The sequence below is a fragment of the Sorangium sp. So ce281 genome (genome assembly GCF_051527395.1).
GTDB lineage: Bacteria > Myxococcota_A > Polyangia > Polyangiales > Polyangiaceae > Sorangium > Sorangium cellulosum_B.
Genome location: NZ_CP150322.1, coordinates 339,925 through 355,874, shown reverse-complemented (window position 1 = coordinate 355,874; position 15,950 = coordinate 339,925). Strand labels below are relative to the sequence as shown.

Here is a 15,950-nt window from a genome sequence, read left to right as displayed (position 1 = left end):
AATTCGGTCCGGTCCGTTCACGGGCCGGGCGAAGATAGCCGGGCGGACGACACGGTTTCAAGGTTCCTCGCCCCCGCGGGCCTGGAAGGTCGGCCGGAGCTTTCGCGCCCTTCTGCTCCTGTGGCGCGGGGACGTCCGAGCGGGCGGGCTGTCGGGCCGTCGGGCCGCGGGCGAGGGCGGTTCACCGCGCTCTCGGCTTCGGCTATCAACCGCGGCCATGGAAGCTACGACGATCAAGCGCTTCGGGGTGATCGGCGCGGGCCAGATGGGGCGAGGCATCGCCCAGATCGCCGCGGCCGCGGGCCTCGAGGTGGTCCTGTGCGACGTCTCGAGGGCGCTGGCGGAGTCGGGCAAGGCCCAGATCGCCGCCATCCTCGCGAAGCAGGTGGAGAAGGGCAAGCTGGCCGCGGAGGCGCGGGAGGCGCTCCTCGGCCGGGTCGCGGTGGCCGACGGGATCGCGGGCCTTGGCGGGGTCGACCTGGCCGTGGAGGCGGTGACCGAGAGCTTCGACGTGAAGAGCGGGATCTTCAAGCTCGCCGACGCGGCGCTGCCGAAGGGGGCGATCCTGGCGTCGAACACGTCGTCGATCTCGATCACGCGGCTCGGGGCGGTGACCGGGCGGCCTGAGCTGGTCATCGGGATGCACTTCATGAACCCGGTGCCGCTGATGAAGCTGGTCGAGCTCGTCCGCGGGGTCCAGACGTCGGACGCGACGTACGAGTCCGTCCGGGCGCTCTCGGTGGGGCTCGGCAAGACGGTGATCACCTCGAAGGACCAGCCCGGGTTCATCGTGAACCGGATGCTGATCCCGTTCCTCAACGAGGCGTGCTTCGCGCTCCAGGAGGGGCTGTCCACGCCGGAGGACATCGACGCGGGGGCGCGGCTCGGGCTGAACCACCCGATGGGGCCGCTCGAGCTCGCGGACCTGATCGGGCTCGACACGGTGCTCTCGATCGCGGAGGTGCTGCACCGGGAGTTCGGGGACTCGAAGTACCGGGCGGCCACGCTGCTCAGGAACCTGGTGGCTGCCGGGTGGTACGGGAAGAAGAGCGGGCGGGGGTTCTACGTGTACGACGAGAAGGGGCAGAAGAGCGGGCGGGCGGTGTAGGCGGCGGCTACGGAGCCAGGGAGGGAGGGGGCGCCGCGCGGGGGGCCGGCGGGGGCCCCTCCCACGAACTCGCGCCTTTTGGGGGGCTGTGGCCGGCTGGACGGCGCGGCCGGTCAGAGAGGGCGTCGCACGGAGCGGGCCGGCGCTCGGGTTCGTGGGGCCCTACCCCGCCGGCCCCCCGCGCGGCGCCCCCTCCCTCCCTGGCTCTCTCCAGGGGGGATGAGGGGGACGGCGACGGGATATGCGCGAGGCGAACACGGGTGTGCGGGTCGGAGGACGGGCGGTCTGCCCGACTCACTACGATCGCACGCGGGCTCGCAGGGCCGTCATGTCGCGCGCACCCACGCTACGAGATCGGATCGGATCTGCGTCCACCGCTCCTCCGTCATCCCTGCCGGCATCGGTTCCGCCTCGGCGTCGGCGAAATAGGCCAGGCTGCGCACCACGTGGCCAACATCCTCGGTTGCATATTTCCTCGCGTACGCATCGAGCGCCTGCCCCACGCTGCGCCCTCGTGACGTGAGCAGCGCGTGGAGGTCCCAGAAATCCCGGCGCGCCCCGCGCCCCGCGATCGCCGACAGCTTCATGCACTCCAGGTCATCGAGCGACGCGACCGGGAGAGGGATCCCGGATAGACACTCGGGCGGCCCCAGCAGCGGATAACAATACCGCAGGATGCTCGCCGGAACCCCCCCAACCTCCAGGTACAACGTCCCCTCCGCGCGCGTCAGGACCCGGATCGTCGGATCGACGAGCGCCGACACCAACGCCGCCGGATCCGATTCGGCAGTGAACAGATCGAGATCGCGCGATTGCCGGTGCTGCAGCCGAAGCGCCACGGCGACGCCGCCGGCCAGGTAGGTCGATGGCTCGACGGCCCGTGCCAGCACCTCCAGCGCCGTGCGCTGCGCGCTGGAAAGAACCTCGGTCATCGCCCCGCCCACGTCGGCCGCGCGCCTCCACGGGGGATCGGCAGATCGATGCCAGCGATGACCGCCCAGTACGCAAGCTCCCGAGGAGCAAGCCGGTGCCCCTTCCGGCGCAAGAAGTCAGCGAGCGCCTCCGCCGAGTACGCCTGCCTCAGCCAGCACATCGCCGCCCATCCGCCCCGGCTCATCACCCGCTCCATGACGTAGTCGCGGTGCCGCTCCAGATCGATGGCGTCCGGGTCCGTGTCCCAGAACAGGCGCGTGACGTCCTCTGGAAATCGCTCGGTCGTCGGCTCGGCCACGGGCTCAGCATAGCAGGCCCGAGAGGACAAGGAATGACGCCTTCCCTGGCCCACGGCATGCGCTTCCCCCCGGCGCGGCGCGCTGCTAACCACGCTCCATGACCGCTCAAGAACAGCAGCCGGGGGCCCCTGCTCGCGGTACGCTCCAGTTCGTCGCCGTCGAGCGCGCGGATCACGTCGCCACCGTGACCATCCAGCGGCCCGACAAACTCAACGCACTGAACCCCGCCGTGCTCGGCGAGCTCACCGCGGCCTTCCGCGACCTCCTCGCGCCCGCCGAGGGCAACGAGGTCCGCGCGGCGGTGCTGACCGGCGCCGGCAAGGCGTTCGTCGCCGGCGCCGACATCGCGGAGATGGCGACCATGAACAGCATCGCCGCGAAGCGGTTCGCCGACGCAGGCCACCGGCTCGCCGAGCTCATCGAGACTGCCCCCTTCCCCGTGATCGCCGCCGTCAACGGCTTCGCGCTGGGCGGCGGCTGCGAGCTCGCCCTCGCATGCGACTTCATCTACGCCGCCGAAGGCGCCAAGCTCGGCCAGCCCGAGGTGAACCTGGGCGTCATCCCGGGGTTCGGCGGGACCCAGCGGCTGCTGCGACGGGTCGGGCCCGGACGCGCGCGCGAGCTCGTCTATTCAGGTGACATGATCACCGCCCAGCAGGCGCTGTCGATCGGGCTCGTCAACGCCGTCTTCCCGGCGACCGAGCTGCTCGCGCGCGCCCACGAGACCGCCCTCAAGATCGCCTCGCGCGGCCCGCTCGCCGTCGCCGCCGCCAAGCGCGTCCTCCTGCGCGGCGAGAGCCTCGATCTCGCCGCCGCCAACGAGCTGGAAGCACAGGCATTCGCCGCGCTCTTCGGCAGCGAAGATCAACAGCTCGGAATGAAAGCGTTCCTGGCGAAATCGCAGGCCACGTTCACCGGAAAGTGACGCCTCGGGAGGCGCGAACCGCGCGCTCGAGGGCAAAAAAAATACCGCGCATCACGCTGGAGGGGGGCCCAGAATGACCGCGGCAGGGAAACCGCGACGGAGTCTTGAACGTCCGCCACGGTGCAGAAGAAAGACCGCATGCGCTCCGGGCTGGGGGGTCCGCGCCGGTGCGCATGCGGTAGTCAGATTGTGGCATCCGCAAGCGCGTTGTCGATAACAAAGTGCAACGCGTGCACGCCGAGCGAGCAGAACGCTCCAGGCGCGAAGGCGGCCAGGCAGCCAGGCGGGCGCGCGGCCCCCACACACACGATCTGCGGGAATTCACGTTCGAGCCGGGCATACCCCTCCACCAGAGACAGCACCCAGCACAGCGCTCGTCTCGCATTCCGAGACGAGCGAACACGAAATCCCTCATCTCTTCAATAAGAGAGGCCACGAGGCAACAGGCCGTACACCGGACACCTGCTCCCGAGTAAAGAGTCAGGACGAACAAAGCACACTGCGGAAGGAATGCGCCGTCGCCCGCATTCAAACGCACGAGAGCCCCTCGTCCGGGCCCCAACCGAGACGGGGGCTGCGCCCGCGCGGCGACAAAGTAAACAGACTTTATCTAAGGGGGACATAATTCGAGACGTGCGCTCGACGACTCGTCGCGTGATGCGTCTGGGTCAATTTCTCGACCTCGGGCCACAGCACGACAGGGCCTCGAGCGCTCGTCGGCGCCCATGACCGCTCGATGGGGGGCGCCGGCGGGCGCACGGCGCGCCTCGGCGGCGATGGCCTCGTGCGCCTCGGCAGCGCCCCCGAGGGCAGGGTGTCCACCTGCGCAGGCATCACCGCCGCGCCGACGCCGCGGACGAGGGGGCTCGCGGCGGGCCGCGAGCCCCCTCCTCCACGATCGGGGCGCGACGTCCTTGACGCCGGGCACGAAACGGGATTACCGAGCACCGGCCTGACAATCCATTCCTCGGGTGCCCTCCGGGGCATAACAGGGAAGCCGGTGCAAAACCGGCGCGGTCCCGCCACCGTGAGTGGGGAGCTGCTTCCGAAGACCACTGGGCCTCATTGAAAGAGGCCTGGGAAGGTGGACGCAGCGCTGGGAGCTCAAGCAGCTCCCTGAACCCATGAGCCGGGAGACCTACCCGAGCCTCCCACGAGGTGCAGCTTGCGCACGTCTTCGTGGCGTCCGGGTGCGGACTTCACCCGGAGCGCCGAAATCGGTCTTCACGGCCGCGCATTGTCGATCGCCGCCGTGTCCTTGGGAACGCTCCTCGCGCCCCGGCCCGCGGCGGCGATGCACCTCGCGGAAGGCGTCCTGCCGCTCGGCTGGTGCGCCTTCTGGAACGCGATCGCCCTGCCCTTCGTCGCGATCGCCCTCCACCTGCTCCGGCGCCGCACCGAGCAGGACGCCTTCTACAAGCCGTTCGTCGGCCTCATCGCGGCCGCCGTCTTCGCGATCTCGTGCATGCCCGTGCCGGTGCCGACCGCCGGGACCTGCTCCCACCCGTGCGGCACAGGGCTCGCGGCGGTGCTCATCGGCCCCTGGATGACCGTCCTCGTCACCGTGGTGGCGCTCCTTATCCAGGCCCTCTTCCTCGCGCACGGCGGCCTCACAACGCTCGGCGCCGACGTCGCGTCGATGGGCATCGCGGGCGCCTTCACCGGATACTTCGCCTTCCATCTCGCGCGGCGCTGCGGCGCGAACCTCTGGGTCGCGGGCTTCCTCGCGGGCGTGACGTCGGACTGGGCAACGTACGCCACCACGGCGCTCGCGCTCGCGCTCGGGCTCTCGGGCGAGGGCTCGGTGACGTCCATGTTCACGGGCGTCGCCCTCGCCTTCGTCCCCACCCAGCTGCCGCTCGGCATCCTCGAGGGCGTCATGACCGCGGGGGCGCTCGTCTTCCTGCGCGCCCGGCGGCCCGACATCCTGGACCGGCTCCAGGTCGTCCGGCTCGCCCCGGGGGCGTCGTGACGCGGCGGCTCGGACAGCGCCCGCTGCCAGCGCCGCTCGCGCGGCGCGCGCGCGCGGCGCTCCTGCTCGCCGGTTCATTCTGGCTCGCCGCCTGCGGCAACGCGTCCTGGGACGGCGTCGACGAGGCCGTGGTCCGCCGCGTCGCCGAGGACGCGGGGCGCCACGACACGGGGCCGCTGTTCGCGGGCCTCGAGGGCGACCTCCTGCTCTTCGCGTTCCTCTGGGCCGGGCTCCTCGCCGGCTTCGCCGTCGGCTATTTCTCGCGCGTGCTCTTCGTCGAGCGCGCGGGCGCGCCGGCGGGCAAGGCCGGCGGCGAAGGCCTCCGTGCGGACTGACCCGCCCGCGCGGCTCCGGGACGTGGACGCCCGGCTCCGCCTCGGGGCCGCCGTGGCGGCGTGCTGCGTCGCCGCGGGCGCGCGCTCGCCCGTCACGCCGGCCGCGCTGCTCCTCCTCGCGTGCGCGGCCCTCCGCCTCCAGGGCACGCCGGCGCGCGCCGTCCTCCGCGCCGCCGCGCCCGCCGCGTGGCTCGGAGCGGTCGCGGCGGCGCTCGCGCTCGCGCTCACGCCGGGGGCGCCGCTCCTCCCCGGCGCGCCGTTCCCCGTCGACGCGATCACGGCCGAGGGGGCCCGCCGCGCCGCGGCCATCGGCGCGCGCGTCCTCGCGGCGGCCGCGGTGCTCCGGTGGCTCGCCGGCGCCGCCGCGCCCGCCGAGATCGAGGCGGCGCTCGCCGGGCTCGGCGTCCCCGCGGCCCTCGTCGAGCTGCTCGCGCTGACGCGGCGCTTCGCCGGCGTGCTCCAGAGCGCGGCCGACAGCGCGTGGAGCGCAGCCGCGCTCCGCGGCGGGTTCACCCGCCCCGGCGCCGCCGCGCGCTCGGCCGGCGCCGTCGCGGGCGTCGTGGCGCTCCGGACGCTGGAGCGCTCCGAGAGCGCCGCGCTCGCGATGCAGCTCCGCGGCTACAAGGGGAAGCTCCCCGTCGCCGACCGGAGGACGAGCGCGCCCGCCGCGAACGTCGCGTTCGCCGCCGCCGCCCTCGCGGCCCTCGGGCTCAGCGTCGCCGCGGGAGAGGCCGGATGATCGCGATCGCGCTGCGCGCCCCCCGGATTGGCTACCGGCGCGGCGAGCCCGTGCTGCGCGACGTGCGCCTCGACGTCGCCGAGGGCGAGTCCGTGGCGGTGCTCGGCGGCAACGGCGCCGGCAAGACCGCGCTGCTCCGGACGCTCGTCGGGCTCCTCCCGGCGCCCGGCGGCGGCGTCGAGATCGCGGGCCGCCGCGTGGGCTCGCCCTCGGACGCCGTCGCCGCGGGCGCCGCGCTCGTGCTCCAGGACCCGGACGACCAGCTGCTCGGCGCGACGCTCCTCGACGACGTCCTGTTCGGCCCGCGAAACCTCGGCCTGCCCGCGCCCGAGGCGCGCCGCCGCGCCGAGGCGGCGCTCGCCGCCGTCCAGATCGCGCACCTCGCCGATCGGGCCATCGAGGCGCTGAGCTTCGGCGAGCGCAAGCGCGCGTGCATCGCCGGGATGCTGGCGATGCGACCGCGGGTGCTGCTGCTCGACGAGCCGACCGCGGGGCTCGACCCGGAAGGCGAGCTCGCCCTGTGCGAGACGCTGCGCGCGCTCGCCGAGCAGCAGGGGACCACGCTGGTCACCGCGACACACGCGGTGGATCTCGTGCCGCTCTTCGCCTCGCGCGCGGTCTTGCTGGGCGACGGCCAGGTCCTCGCGGACGGGCCGCCGCGGGAGGTGTTCGCGCGGGGGGAGCTCCTCGCGCGGGCGCGGGTGCGGCGGCCGTGGGTCGCCGAGCTCTGGACCCGGATGAGCCCTGCGCCGCCGCGGGGCGGCGCGGGCCTCCCGCTCACCCTGGAGGAGGCGCTCGCGTGCATGACGACGGTCTCCTGCTGATCGGCCACGGCAGCCGCGACGCCGCGTCGAACGCCGAGTTCGAGGCGATCGTGGCGGATTACGCCGCGGCGCGGCCCGGGATCGCCGTGCAGCACGGCTACATCGAGCTCGCGACGCCTCACCTCGCCGACGCGCTCGCGGCGCTCGCGGCGCGGGTGTCCCGCGTGGCGGTCGTGCCGCTCTTCCTGTTCGCGGCGGGGCACGTGAAGAACGACATCCCGCTCGCGCTCGAGCGGGCGCGGGCCGCGCACCCGGGCGTGCGCTTCTCGGCGGCGCGGCCGCTCGGCGTGCACCCGGCGCTCGCGCAGATCGCGTTCGAGCGCGCCGCGACCGCGCTGCCGGACGACCCGGCGGCGCGGGCCCGGTCGGCGCTCGTCGTCGTGGGGCGCGGGTCGAGCGACCCGGACGCGAACGGCGATTTCTGCAAGACGGCGCGCCTCATCGGCGAGGGCCGCGGGCTCCAGCTCGTCGAGCCGACCTTCATCGGCGTCACCCGGCCCTCGGTCGAGGAGACGCTGGAGCGGGTCGCGCGGCACCGGCCGGAGCGCGTCGTGGTGGTCCCCTACTTCCTCTTCGCCGGGCGGCTCATGACGAAGCTCGCCGAGCAGGTCGACCGCTTCTCGTCGACGTACCCGTGGATCCGGGCCTCGCTCGCGCCGCACCTCGGCCGGTCGAGCGCGCTCGAGGGCCTGATCGACGAGCGCGCGCGCCAGGCGCTCGCCGGCGAGGCGCCGCTCCCCTGCGACACGTGCATGTACCGCACCGCGCTGCCCGGGCTCGCCCGGGAGGTCGGCGGGCTCAAGGCGATGCTCCACAGCGTGCGCCACACGCTCACGCACACGCAGGCGTCGAACCACCCGCACGCGCACCGCTCGCTGCGCAAGCACGTGCTCGTCTGCGGCAACGCCGACTGCGTCGACCGCGGCAGCCTGGCGCTGCTCGATTCGGTGCGCCGGCTCGTGAAGCAGGCCGGCCAGCAGCAGCAGATCCGCGTGACGAGGACGTCGTGCATGGGGCGCTGCGGCGAGGGGCCGACGGTCGCCGTCTACCCCGACGGGGTCTGGTACCGCGGCGTCCGCGACGAGGACGCGAAGGACCTCGTCGAGGAGCACCTGCTCGGCGACCGGCTGGTGGCCCGGCTCGTCGACGACATCATGCAATGAAGGATGCATAGGAGAGAACCGACATGGCCTGTCACGAGATCGCCGCGCTCCGCCTTGGGCTCATGAACATCCTGGGGATCGACGACCCGGGCGAGCGCGCGCACGAGCTCGCCGAGCTCGGCGCCGCGGCCGCCGAGCCGGGGCCGGTCTCGGCGATGCTGCGCGCCGGGGACCTGAAGAGCCTCTCGCGCCTCTTCGAGGGGTCGCTCGTGGAGCTCCAGGAGAAGGTCGCGAAGACCGCCGCCGGCGACCCGAAGCTGCCTTACCTGCGCTCGCTCCTCATCCTGACGAAGCAGGTCGAGCTCGATCTGCGCGCCCAGGTCGACGGGCTCGGCCGGCTCTACCGGGAGCTCGAGGAGATGCACGACTTCGTGCACGAGATCTACCCGGCCGAGTGAAGCGCGCGCCGCTCACGCCCCGCTCACCGGAAAGACCATGGGGCGCGTGATTGCGACCGCGCGGAGACAGGAGCGACGTCATGGCAACACAAGGCAACCCGAAGATCAGGATCGCCCACGCAACGCCGCTCGGCGACGCCGCCCGGCTGCTCCGCCTCGAGCGCGTCGACGGCGCGGAGATCGGCTTCGCCGGCGGGCAGTACGTCATCATCAACACAGGCGTCACCCTGCCCGGCGGCAGGCTCGCGAAGCGCGCCTACTCGATGCTCTCCAGCGACGCCGAGCAGCGCGCCGTCGAGATCGCGGTGAAGCGCGTCGGGGCCGGGCCGGGCTCGAACGTGCTCAACGACATCGCCGCCGGCGCCGAGCTCGAGTTCAGCGGACCCTGGGGCAAGCTGCGGCTCGCGCCGGGCTTCTCCGGCCGCGCGCTCGTGATCGCCACCGACACCGGCATCACCGCCGCCCTCGGGATCGCCCGGAGCGCGGCCGCCGCCGGCGCGGCGCAGCTCGACCTGCTCTGGCTCGTCGAGCCGGGCGAGACCTTCGCCTCCGAGCCGTTCGTCCGCGAGCGCCTCCCCGCCGCCGTCCGCCTCACGGTCGCCCGCGACCTCCCCCCGGTCGGCCACCCCGAGCGGCCGGCGCGCGCGTGCGCCCTCGTGGAGCGAGAGCTCGCGGCAGGGCCCCACGACGCCGTGCTCTGCGCGGGCGACGGCGCGGTCCTCTACCCGCTCCGCGACCGGCTCGCCTCGCTCGGCGCGCCCGAGGGCAGCGTGCTCCTCGAGAGCTTCTTCAACAACCCGATGAAGAAATCCGCGTAATCGTTCAGGATCCCTGGATGGTAGAGGTCCGGCCGAGAGACCCGAAGGGGCAGCGCGAGGGGTTCACGACGGGCGCGTGCGCGGCCGCCGCGGCCAAGGCGGCGGCGCGCGTGCTCACGCGCGGCGCGGCGGTCGACGCCATCGAGACCACCTTGCCGAACGGGCAGAAGGTCACCTTCCCGCTGAGGCGCTGCGATCGCGACGGGCCGCGCGCCACGTGCAGCGTCGTCAAGGACGCCGGCGACGATCCCGACTGCACGCACGGCGCCGAGCTCGTCGCCGAGGTCGAGCTCCGCCGCGAGCCGGGCGTCGAGATCCGCGGCGGCGCCGGGGTCGCCGTCGTCACCAAGCCGGGGCTCGGGCTGCCCGTCGGCGCGCCGGCCGTGAACCCCGTGCCGCGCCGGAACATCACCGAGATGGTCCTCGAGGAGCTCGAGGGCTCGGGCTTCGCCGGGGCCACGGTCACCCTCAGCGTCCCCCAGGGCGAGGAGATGGCGAAGCAGACCATCAACGCGCGGCTCGGGCTCCTCGGCGGCATCTCCATCCTCGGGACGAGCGGGATCGTGAAGCCGTACTCGACCGCCGCCTTCCGCGCGAGCGTCGTGCAGGCGATCGACGTCGCCGCCGAGCGCGGCATCGCGGCGCTCGCGCTGACGACCGGCGGCAAATCCGAGGCGTACGCGATGAAGCTCTACCCGGAGCTCCCGGAGGAGGCGTTCATCCAGGTGGGCGACTTCATCGGCACCGGGGTCCGCCACGCCGCGCGGCGGCGGATCGTGCGCGCTGTCATCGTCGGCATGATCGGCAAGCTCTCGAAGATGGCCGACGGCAAGATGATGACGCACGCCGCCGGCTCGGAGGTGAGCATGGAGCTGCTCGCGCAGATCGCCGAGGAGCTCGGCGCGCGGACGGAGATCGCCGCCGAGATCCGGCAGGCGAACACCGCGCGGCACGTGCTCGAGCTGTGCCAGCGCGAGGGGCTCACCGGCGTGCCGGGGGGGATCTGCCGGCGCGTCGTCGAGCACACCTCGCGTCACGCGGGCGGCGCCCTCGAGGTGCACGCCTGCCTCGTCGATTTCAACGGGGCGCTGCTCGGCCGGTATCCGGCCGGCGACGCCGGTGCCATCGGTGCGGACAGAGCGGAGAGAGCGGAGGAGCCATGAGCGGTGATGAGGTGCGCGCGGTGAACGACATGCGGCAGATGACCGCGCTCGGGCGGCGCATCGAGGACAAGAGCTTCGCGATCATCGACGAGGAGGTCGGCGCGCACGGGTTCCCGGAGGCCGAGTGGCAGGTCGTCCGCCGCGTGATCCACGCGACAGCGGACTTCGAGTTCTCGTCGCTCATGCGGCTCCACCCCGAGGCGATCGCGCGGGGCATCGCGGCGCTCCGGGGCGGCGCGCCGGTCCTCGTCGACGTGAAGATGATCGGCGTCGGCCTGAACGAGCAGCGGCTCGCGTCGTACGGCTGCGCGATCCACTGCTTCATCTCGGACGACGACGTCATCCAGGCCGCCTCCGCGGCCGGCTCGACCCGCGCGATCGAGTCGATGCGCAAGGCGCACCGGCTCGGGCTCCTCGACGGCGCGATCGTCGCGATCGGCAACGCGCCGACGGCCCTGCTCGAGGTCGTGCGCCTCGCCCGGGAGGAGGGCGCGCGGCCTGCGCTCGTCATCGGCGTGCCGGTCGGCTTCGTGTCGGCGGCGGAGTCCAAGGAGGCCCTGATCGCGTCCGGGCTCCCCTCCATCGTGGCGCGCGGCCGCAAGGGCGGCAGCCCCATCGCCGTCGCGATCGTCCACGCGCTGCTGCTCCTGTCGGCGGAATCGGCGGAACCGCCGGGATCGACAGGATCCGCGGGCTCCTCCGGAGCGGCCAAGGTGGCGCGATGAGCGCGCGCCGCGCCGTCACCGTCGTCGGTATCGGCGACGACGGGTGCGCCAGCCTGTCGAGCCGCGCCGCGTCCGCGGTCGCCCGCGCCGAGGTGCTCGTGGGGGGCGAGCGGCACCTCGAGTTCTTCCCGCAGTTCCGCGGCGAGAAGATCGCCCTCAAGGGCGGCCTGTCCGCGGCGCTCGACCGCGTGGACGCCCTGTCCGCCGAGCAGAACGTGTGCATCCTCGCCTCGGGCGACCCGCTGTTCTTCGGCGTCGGCGCGCTCGTCGTCCGGAGGCTCGGCGGCGAGCACGTCGAGATCATCCCGAGCCTGAGCTCGGTCCAGTGGGCGTTCGCGCGCACCGGCATCGCCTGGGACGACGCCGCGTTCGTCTCGGTCCACGGGCGCTCCCCCGAGGGGTTCGCGACGCGCCTCCGCCGGCTCTCGAAGGTCGCGGTGCTGACCGACGGCGAGAACGGCCCGGCCCGCCTCGCGGCGCGGCTCCTCGAGCACGGCGACGCCGGCTGGAGGGCGTGGGTCTGCGAGAGCCTCGCCGGCGCCGGCGAGCGCGTGCGCGCGTTCGACCTCCCCGCGCTCGCCGCCTGCGAGGACATCGGCCCGCTGAACGTGCTCCTGCTCCTGCGGAGCGACCCCGCGTGGCGCCCGCCGCCGGCCGTCCCCTACCTGCACGAGGACGCGTTCGCGAAGCGCATGCCGAAGAACGGCCTCATCACGAAGCGCGAGGTGCGCATGCTCTCGATCGCCTCGATGGCGATCCGCCCCGACGCGGTCGTCTGGGACGTCGGCGCCGGCTCGGGGTCGGTCTCGATCGAGGCGGCGATGCTCTGCCCCCTCGGGCGGGTCTACGCGATCGAGGTGGACCCGGAGGGCGTGGAGATCTGCCGCGACAACGTCCGCGCGCACGGGGTCGACAACGTGCGCGTCGTCGCGGGCCGCGCGCCCGAGGCGCTCGCGGGGCTCGAGGACCCGGACGCTGTGTTCGTCGGAGGGAGCAAGGGGAGCATGGAGGAGATCGTCACGGTGGCGCTCGATCGGCTGCGGCCGGGCGGCCGGCTCGTGGTCAACGCCATCACGATGGAGAACGTCGCCGAGACGTACCGCGCGCTGCGGGCGCGGGGGCTCGACCCCGAGGTCACGCTGCTCTCGGTCTCGCGCGGCGTCCCGCTCGCGCGCTACGTGCGGTACGAGGCGCTGAACCCGATCCACATCTTCGCCGCGACGAAGCCGGCGAAGGCGCAGGAAGCAGAAGCAGCGGAGGGCGCGGAGCAGGCCCGGCCCGCGCCCTCCGGTACGCCGCGGTCCACCTCGGAGGCGTCATGAGCGGCCTCGGCAAGCTCTACGGCGTCGGCGTCGGCCCCGGCGCGCCGGACCTGCTCACGCTGCGCGCCGTGCGCGTGCTTCAGGAGGCGGACGTGCTCGCGCTCCCCCGCAGCTCGGACTTCGGCGCCTCGATGGCCTACCGGATCCTCGAGCCCGTCGTCGGCAAGCAGCGGGACAAGGAGCGGCTGCTCCTCACCTTCCCCATGAGCAAGGACCCGGATCGCGTCCGCCCCTACGTGGACGCGGCCGTCGAGAAGATCGGCGACCGGCTCTCGCGCGGCCTCACCGTCGCGTTCGCCACCGAGGGGGATCCGTCGCTCTTCAGCACCTTTGTCTATGTGCGCCGCGAGGCGCTCCGCCGCTTCCCCGGGCTCGAGGTCGAGGTCGTCCCCGGCGTCACCTCGGTCACGGCGGTCCCTGCCGTGAGCGGGCTCGCGCTCGCCGACGGGCAGGAGCGCATCGCCATCCTGCCCGCCACGTACGGCGTCGACGACCTGACCGACGTCCTCCGGCGCTTCGACACCGTGGTCCTGATGAAGATCGGCTCGGAGATGCCGAAGGTGACCGAGGCGCTCACGCGCGCCGGCCTCCTCGATCGGGCCGTGTTCGTGTCCAAGGCGACGATGCCCGAGCAGCGGATCGTCCGCGATCTCCGGGCCGCGCAGGGCGAGCGGGGCGACTGCTTCGCCATGGTCGTTGTCACGCGCGGCGAGCGCAGCGGGCTGCTCGTCGGGGAGGCCCCGGCCTCGCCGCCGGGCGGCTTCGACAAGGCTGTTACCGAACCGGAGGCCCCATGACCGCCGAGCGCAAGCCCTACGCCATCTACGCCATCACGCGGCACGGGATCTCGATCGCGCGCAAGCTCATCGAGGGGCTGCCGGGCGCGGATCTCTACGTGTCGCAGAAGCTGTTCGACGGGGCGCCGGCGGGGGCGAAGCCGCTGCCGCTGCCGATGGGGCCGCTCCTGACCGAGGCGTTCACGGCCTACGACTGCCATGTCTTCGTGATCAGCGTCGGCGCGGTCGTGCGCATGATCGCGCCGCTGCTCAAGAACAAGAAGGTCGATCCTGCGGTCGTGTGCGTCGACGACACGGCGCGTTTCTCGATCTGCGTGCTCTCCGGGCACGTCGGGCGGGGCAACGCGTTCACCGAGAAGGTGGCCGGGCTGCTCGGCGCGCAGCCGGTGGTGACCACGGCGTCCGACGCGCTCGGGACGCTGACGGTCGACATCCTCGGCCGGGAGCTCGGATGGACCCTTGACGATCCCGACCGCAACGTGACGCGCGGCTGCGCCGCCGTCGTGAACGCCGCGCCGGTGCTGTTCGTCCAGGAGACCGGCGAGCCCTCGTTCTGGCCCGAGGCGACCGCGCTGCCGCCGGGCGTGCGTTACGCGACGTCGCTCGACGGCGTGGACCCCGGCGCGTGGGAGATCCTGCTCGTCGCCAGCGATCGCGATCTCTCCCGCTCGCACCCCGGGATCGTCGAGCGCGCCGTCGTCTACCGGCCGAAGAGCCTGGTCCTGGGTATCGGCTGCGATCGCGGCGCGCCGCTCGCCATGGTGGAGCGCGGCGTCGACCGGCTGCTCGAGGAGCACGGGCTGTCGGCGAGATCGGTGAAGGCGCTGGCGACGATCGACAAGAAGGCCGACGAGGAGGCGCTGCTCGCGCTGTCGGCGCGGCGGGGGTGGCCGCTGGTCACGTTCACGCCCGAGGAGCTCGACGCCACCGAGGGCATCGAGAACCCGTCGGAGACGGTGAAGAAGCACGTCGGCGCCCGGGGCGTCGCCGAGCCGGCCGCGCTGCGGGCGGCGGGGGCCGCGAGGCTGCTCGTGCCGAAGCGCGCGTACACCGAGGAGGGCGTGGGGCGGTCCATGACGCTCGCGGTGGCGCGCGTCCCGTTCGCGAAGCGCAACGTGGAGGAGAGCCATGGGTGACAGCAAAGGAGTCCTGTCGATCGTCGGGATCGGCCCTGGCGCCGAGGAGCACGCGTCCCGCGCCGCCCTCGAGGCGATCGCGGCCTCGGACCTCATCGTCGGGTACACGACCTACATCCGGCTGGTGAAGCACCTGATCGAGGGCAAGGAGGTGATCAAGACCGGCATGACCGAGGAGATCGGCCGGGCGCGCGCCGCGGTGGAGCGGGCGCGGGACGGGGCGCGCGTGGCGATCATCTCGTCGGGCGACGCGGGCGTGTACGGCATGGCCGGGCTCGTCTTCCAGGTGCTGGAGGAGATCGGCTGGAAGCGCGGCGGGTCGCCGGAGCTCCGCATCGTGCCCGGGATGACGGCGCTCAACGCGTGCGCGTCGCTCGTCGGCGCGCCGCTCGGCCACGACTTCTGTGCCATCTCGCTCTCCGACCTCCTGACCCCGTGGCCGGTCATCGAGCGGCGGCTCGAGGCAGCGGCCGCGGCCGACTTCGTCATCGGCCTTTACAATCCGGCGAGCGGGCGGCGGACGCGCCAGATCGTGCGGGCCCAGGAGATCATCCGCCAGCACCGCGCGGGCACGACGCCGGTCGCGCTGGTGAAGAGCGCCTACCGCAAGCTGGAGAGCGCGGTGCTCACCGATCTCGACCATTTCCTCGAGTACGAGATCGGGATGCTGACGACGGTGCTCGTCGGGTCGACCAACACCTTCATGTTCGAGGGGTACATGGTCACGCCGCGCGGGTATACCAACAAGTACACATGGGATGGAGCCGCGCTCCCCGGCCAGACGCCGGGGCGCACGCTCGTGCTCTCCGAGGAGAGCGGCACCGCGGAGGAGGTCTAGATGGCACGCGTAGGGAGGCTGGGCGGCGCGATCCTCGCCGAGACCCAGGGGGCGTATTACCTCATCGGCAACACCAAGGCGCCGTGCGACTTCCGCGCGGCGGGGTTCGAGCCGCCGGACGAGGTCGACCTCGTGAAGGGGGCTTATGTCCGGCTCAAGCCGCTGCGCGACGCGGGCGAGATCGAGGTGGCGCCGCCGGTGCTGCTGCTCGACGTCGAGGGCGAGGAGCTCGCGAAGAAGCTCGTCCACCGCTTCGTGATCGACCGGAACGGCTCGGTGAGCGAGCGGCTGTGGCGGCTCGTCTACAGCCACGACGACCCGCTCGACGACGCCGAGGCGCCGGTCGAGCGGGACGCGCGCTGGCTGGGCGGGATCCCCGAGCCCATCTGGCAGCTCGTGCGGGACAACGTCCTGCGCTGCCTCTGAGCTCGGCTCCTGACGCACGCCGGCGAAGC

General features: G+C 73.1%; 17 protein-coding genes, 1 pseudogene and 1 riboswitch. Of the genes and pseudogenes, 15 read left to right on the top strand and 3 right to left on the bottom strand.

Annotated elements, in window-relative coordinates; genetic code table 11:
* Positions 1–217 precede the first annotated feature (217 nt).
* Positions 218–1,108 carry a 3-hydroxyacyl-CoA dehydrogenase family protein gene (locus WMF27_RS01350; RefSeq protein WP_437762068.1) on the top strand — a complete coding sequence of 297 codons (891 nt, stop codon included), beginning with the start codon at positions 218–220 and terminating at the stop codon, positions 1,106–1,108.
* A 326-nt stretch (positions 1,109–1,434) separates the two neighbouring features.
* Here WMF27_RS01350 and WMF27_RS01345 read toward each other — a convergent pair whose 3' ends face one another.
* On the bottom strand, positions 1,435–2,040 hold the full coding sequence (locus tag WMF27_RS01345; protein ID WP_437762069.1) for a nucleotidyl transferase AbiEii/AbiGii toxin family protein: 606 nt from the start codon (positions 2,038–2,040) through the stop codon (positions 1,435–1,437).
* Positions 2,037–2,339 (bottom strand): DUF6922 domain-containing protein, encoded by a 303-nt coding sequence (locus WMF27_RS01340; protein ID WP_437762070.1) that lies wholly within the window; start codon positions 2,337–2,339, stop codon positions 2,037–2,039. Before WMF27_RS01340 ends, WMF27_RS01345 begins: the two co-directional genes overlap by 4 nt.
* Before the next feature lie 98 nt (positions 2,340–2,437).
* Between WMF27_RS01340 and WMF27_RS01335 the strand changes: the two genes are divergently transcribed.
* Positions 2,438–3,265, top strand: a complete 828-nt coding sequence (locus WMF27_RS01335) for an enoyl-CoA hydratase/isomerase family protein (protein ID WP_437762071.1) — start codon at positions 2,438–2,440, stop codon at positions 3,263–3,265.
* Between the two features lie 182 nt (positions 3,266–3,447).
* Here WMF27_RS01335 and WMF27_RS01330 read toward each other — a convergent pair whose 3' ends face one another.
* On the bottom strand, positions 3,448–3,627 hold the full coding sequence (locus WMF27_RS01330) for a hypothetical protein (protein WP_437762072.1): 180 nt from the start codon (positions 3,625–3,627) through the stop codon (positions 3,448–3,450).
* Between the two features lie 590 nt (positions 3,628–4,217).
* A riboswitch (cobalamin riboswitch) is annotated at positions 4,218–4,425 on the top strand.
* 98 nt (positions 4,426–4,523) lie between these two features.
* Here WMF27_RS01330 and WMF27_RS01325 point away from each other — a divergent pair.
* The 13 genes and pseudogenes from WMF27_RS01325 to cobJ all read left to right on the top strand — a co-directional run bounded on the left by WMF27_RS01325 (position 4,524) and on the right by cobJ (position 15,921).
* Complete coding sequence (locus tag WMF27_RS01325; protein WP_437769913.1) at positions 4,524–5,237, top strand: energy-coupling factor ABC transporter permease; 714 nt, start codon at positions 4,524–4,526, stop codon at positions 5,235–5,237.
* On the top strand, positions 5,234–5,572 hold the full coding sequence (locus WMF27_RS01320) for a hypothetical protein (protein WP_437762073.1): 339 nt from the start codon (positions 5,234–5,236) through the stop codon (positions 5,570–5,572). Before WMF27_RS01325 ends, WMF27_RS01320 begins: the two co-directional genes overlap by 4 nt.
* Entirely contained in the window at positions 5,562–6,311 is a 750-nt protein-coding gene (locus WMF27_RS01315; RefSeq protein WP_437762074.1) for a CbiQ family ECF transporter T component, read from the top strand. Before WMF27_RS01320 ends, WMF27_RS01315 begins: the two co-directional genes overlap by 11 nt.
* Entirely contained in the window at positions 6,308–7,135 is an 828-nt protein-coding gene (locus WMF27_RS01310; RefSeq protein ID WP_437762075.1) for an energy-coupling factor ABC transporter ATP-binding protein, read from the top strand. Before WMF27_RS01315 ends, WMF27_RS01310 begins: the two co-directional genes overlap by 4 nt.
* Positions 7,111–8,298, top strand: coding sequence for a CbiX/SirB N-terminal domain-containing protein (locus WMF27_RS01305; protein WP_437762076.1), 1,188 nt, complete (start codon positions 7,111–7,113; stop codon positions 8,296–8,298). Before WMF27_RS01310 ends, WMF27_RS01305 begins: the two co-directional genes overlap by 25 nt.
* Positions 8,299–8,321: 23 nt before the next feature.
* Positions 8,322–8,696, top strand: a complete 375-nt coding sequence (locus WMF27_RS01300; protein ID WP_437762077.1) for a DUF3209 family protein — start codon at positions 8,322–8,324, stop codon at positions 8,694–8,696.
* Positions 8,697–8,776: 80 nt separating this feature from the next.
* Positions 8,777–9,514 carry an FAD-dependent oxidoreductase gene (locus tag WMF27_RS01295; RefSeq protein WP_437762078.1) on the top strand — a complete coding sequence of 246 codons (738 nt, stop codon included), beginning with the start codon at positions 8,777–8,779 and terminating at the stop codon, positions 9,512–9,514.
* Between the two features lie 17 nt (positions 9,515–9,531).
* Positions 9,532–10,677, top strand: a complete 1,146-nt coding sequence (locus WMF27_RS01290; protein ID WP_437762079.1) for a cobalt-precorrin-5B (C(1))-methyltransferase — start codon at positions 9,532–9,534, stop codon at positions 10,675–10,677.
* Entirely contained in the window at positions 10,674–11,402 is a 729-nt protein-coding gene (locus WMF27_RS01285; protein WP_437762080.1) for a precorrin-8X methylmutase, read from the top strand. The genes WMF27_RS01290 and WMF27_RS01285 overlap by 4 nt, the downstream gene beginning before the upstream one ends.
* Positions 11,399–12,724, top strand: a complete 1,326-nt coding sequence (gene cbiE / locus WMF27_RS01280; RefSeq protein ID WP_437762081.1) for a precorrin-6y C5,15-methyltransferase (decarboxylating) subunit CbiE — start codon at positions 11,399–11,401, stop codon at positions 12,722–12,724. The genes WMF27_RS01285 and cbiE overlap by 4 nt, the downstream gene beginning before the upstream one ends.
* Positions 12,721–13,521 carry a precorrin-2 C(20)-methyltransferase gene (cobI, locus tag WMF27_RS01275; protein WP_437762082.1) on the top strand — a complete coding sequence of 267 codons (801 nt, stop codon included), beginning with the start codon at positions 12,721–12,723 and terminating at the stop codon, positions 13,519–13,521. The genes cbiE and cobI overlap by 4 nt, the downstream gene beginning before the upstream one ends.
* Entirely contained in the window at positions 13,518–14,657 is a 1,140-nt protein-coding gene (locus WMF27_RS01270; protein WP_437762083.1) for a cobalt-precorrin 5A hydrolase, read from the top strand. The genes cobI and WMF27_RS01270 overlap by 4 nt, the downstream gene beginning before the upstream one ends.
* A pseudogene (cobJ, locus tag WMF27_RS01265) lies at positions 14,650–15,921 on the top strand (precorrin-3B C(17)-methyltransferase). The gene WMF27_RS01270 and the pseudogene cobJ overlap by 8 nt, the downstream one beginning before the upstream one ends.
* Positions 15,922–15,950 lie beyond the last annotated feature (29 nt).

Excerpts from the sequence above, each read along its gene's own strand:
- WMF27_RS01300 (WP_437762077.1), top strand. The coding sequence starts at position 8,322 with ATGGCCTGTCACGAGATCGCCGCGCTCCGCCTTGGGCTCATGAACATC.
- cbiE (WP_437762081.1), top strand. The coding sequence starts at position 11,399 with ATGAGCGCGCGCCGCGCCGTCACCGTCGTCGGTATCGGCGACGACGGG.
- WMF27_RS01350 (WP_437762068.1), top strand. The coding sequence starts at position 218 with ATGGAAGCTACGACGATCAAGCGCTTCGGGGTGATCGGCGCGGGCCAG.
- cobI (WP_437762082.1), top strand. The coding sequence starts at position 12,721 with ATGAGCGGCCTCGGCAAGCTCTACGGCGTCGGCGTCGGCCCCGGCGCG.
- WMF27_RS01295 (WP_437762078.1), top strand. The coding sequence starts at position 8,777 with ATGGCAACACAAGGCAACCCGAAGATCAGGATCGCCCACGCAACGCCG.
- WMF27_RS01335 (WP_437762071.1), top strand. The coding sequence starts at position 2,438 with ATGACCGCTCAAGAACAGCAGCCGGGGGCCCCTGCTCGCGGTACGCTC.
- WMF27_RS01270 (WP_437762083.1), top strand. The coding sequence starts at position 13,518 with ATGACCGCCGAGCGCAAGCCCTACGCCATCTACGCCATCACGCGGCAC.
- WMF27_RS01345 (WP_437762069.1), bottom strand. The coding sequence starts at position 2,040 with ATGACCGAGGTTCTTTCCAGCGCGCAGCGCACGGCGCTGGAGGTGCTG.
- WMF27_RS01290 (WP_437762079.1), top strand. The coding sequence starts at position 9,532 with ATGGTAGAGGTCCGGCCGAGAGACCCGAAGGGGCAGCGCGAGGGGTTC.
- WMF27_RS01285 (WP_437762080.1), top strand. The coding sequence starts at position 10,674 with ATGAGCGGTGATGAGGTGCGCGCGGTGAACGACATGCGGCAGATGACC.
- WMF27_RS01310 (WP_437762075.1), top strand. The coding sequence starts at position 6,308 with ATGATCGCGATCGCGCTGCGCGCCCCCCGGATTGGCTACCGGCGCGGC.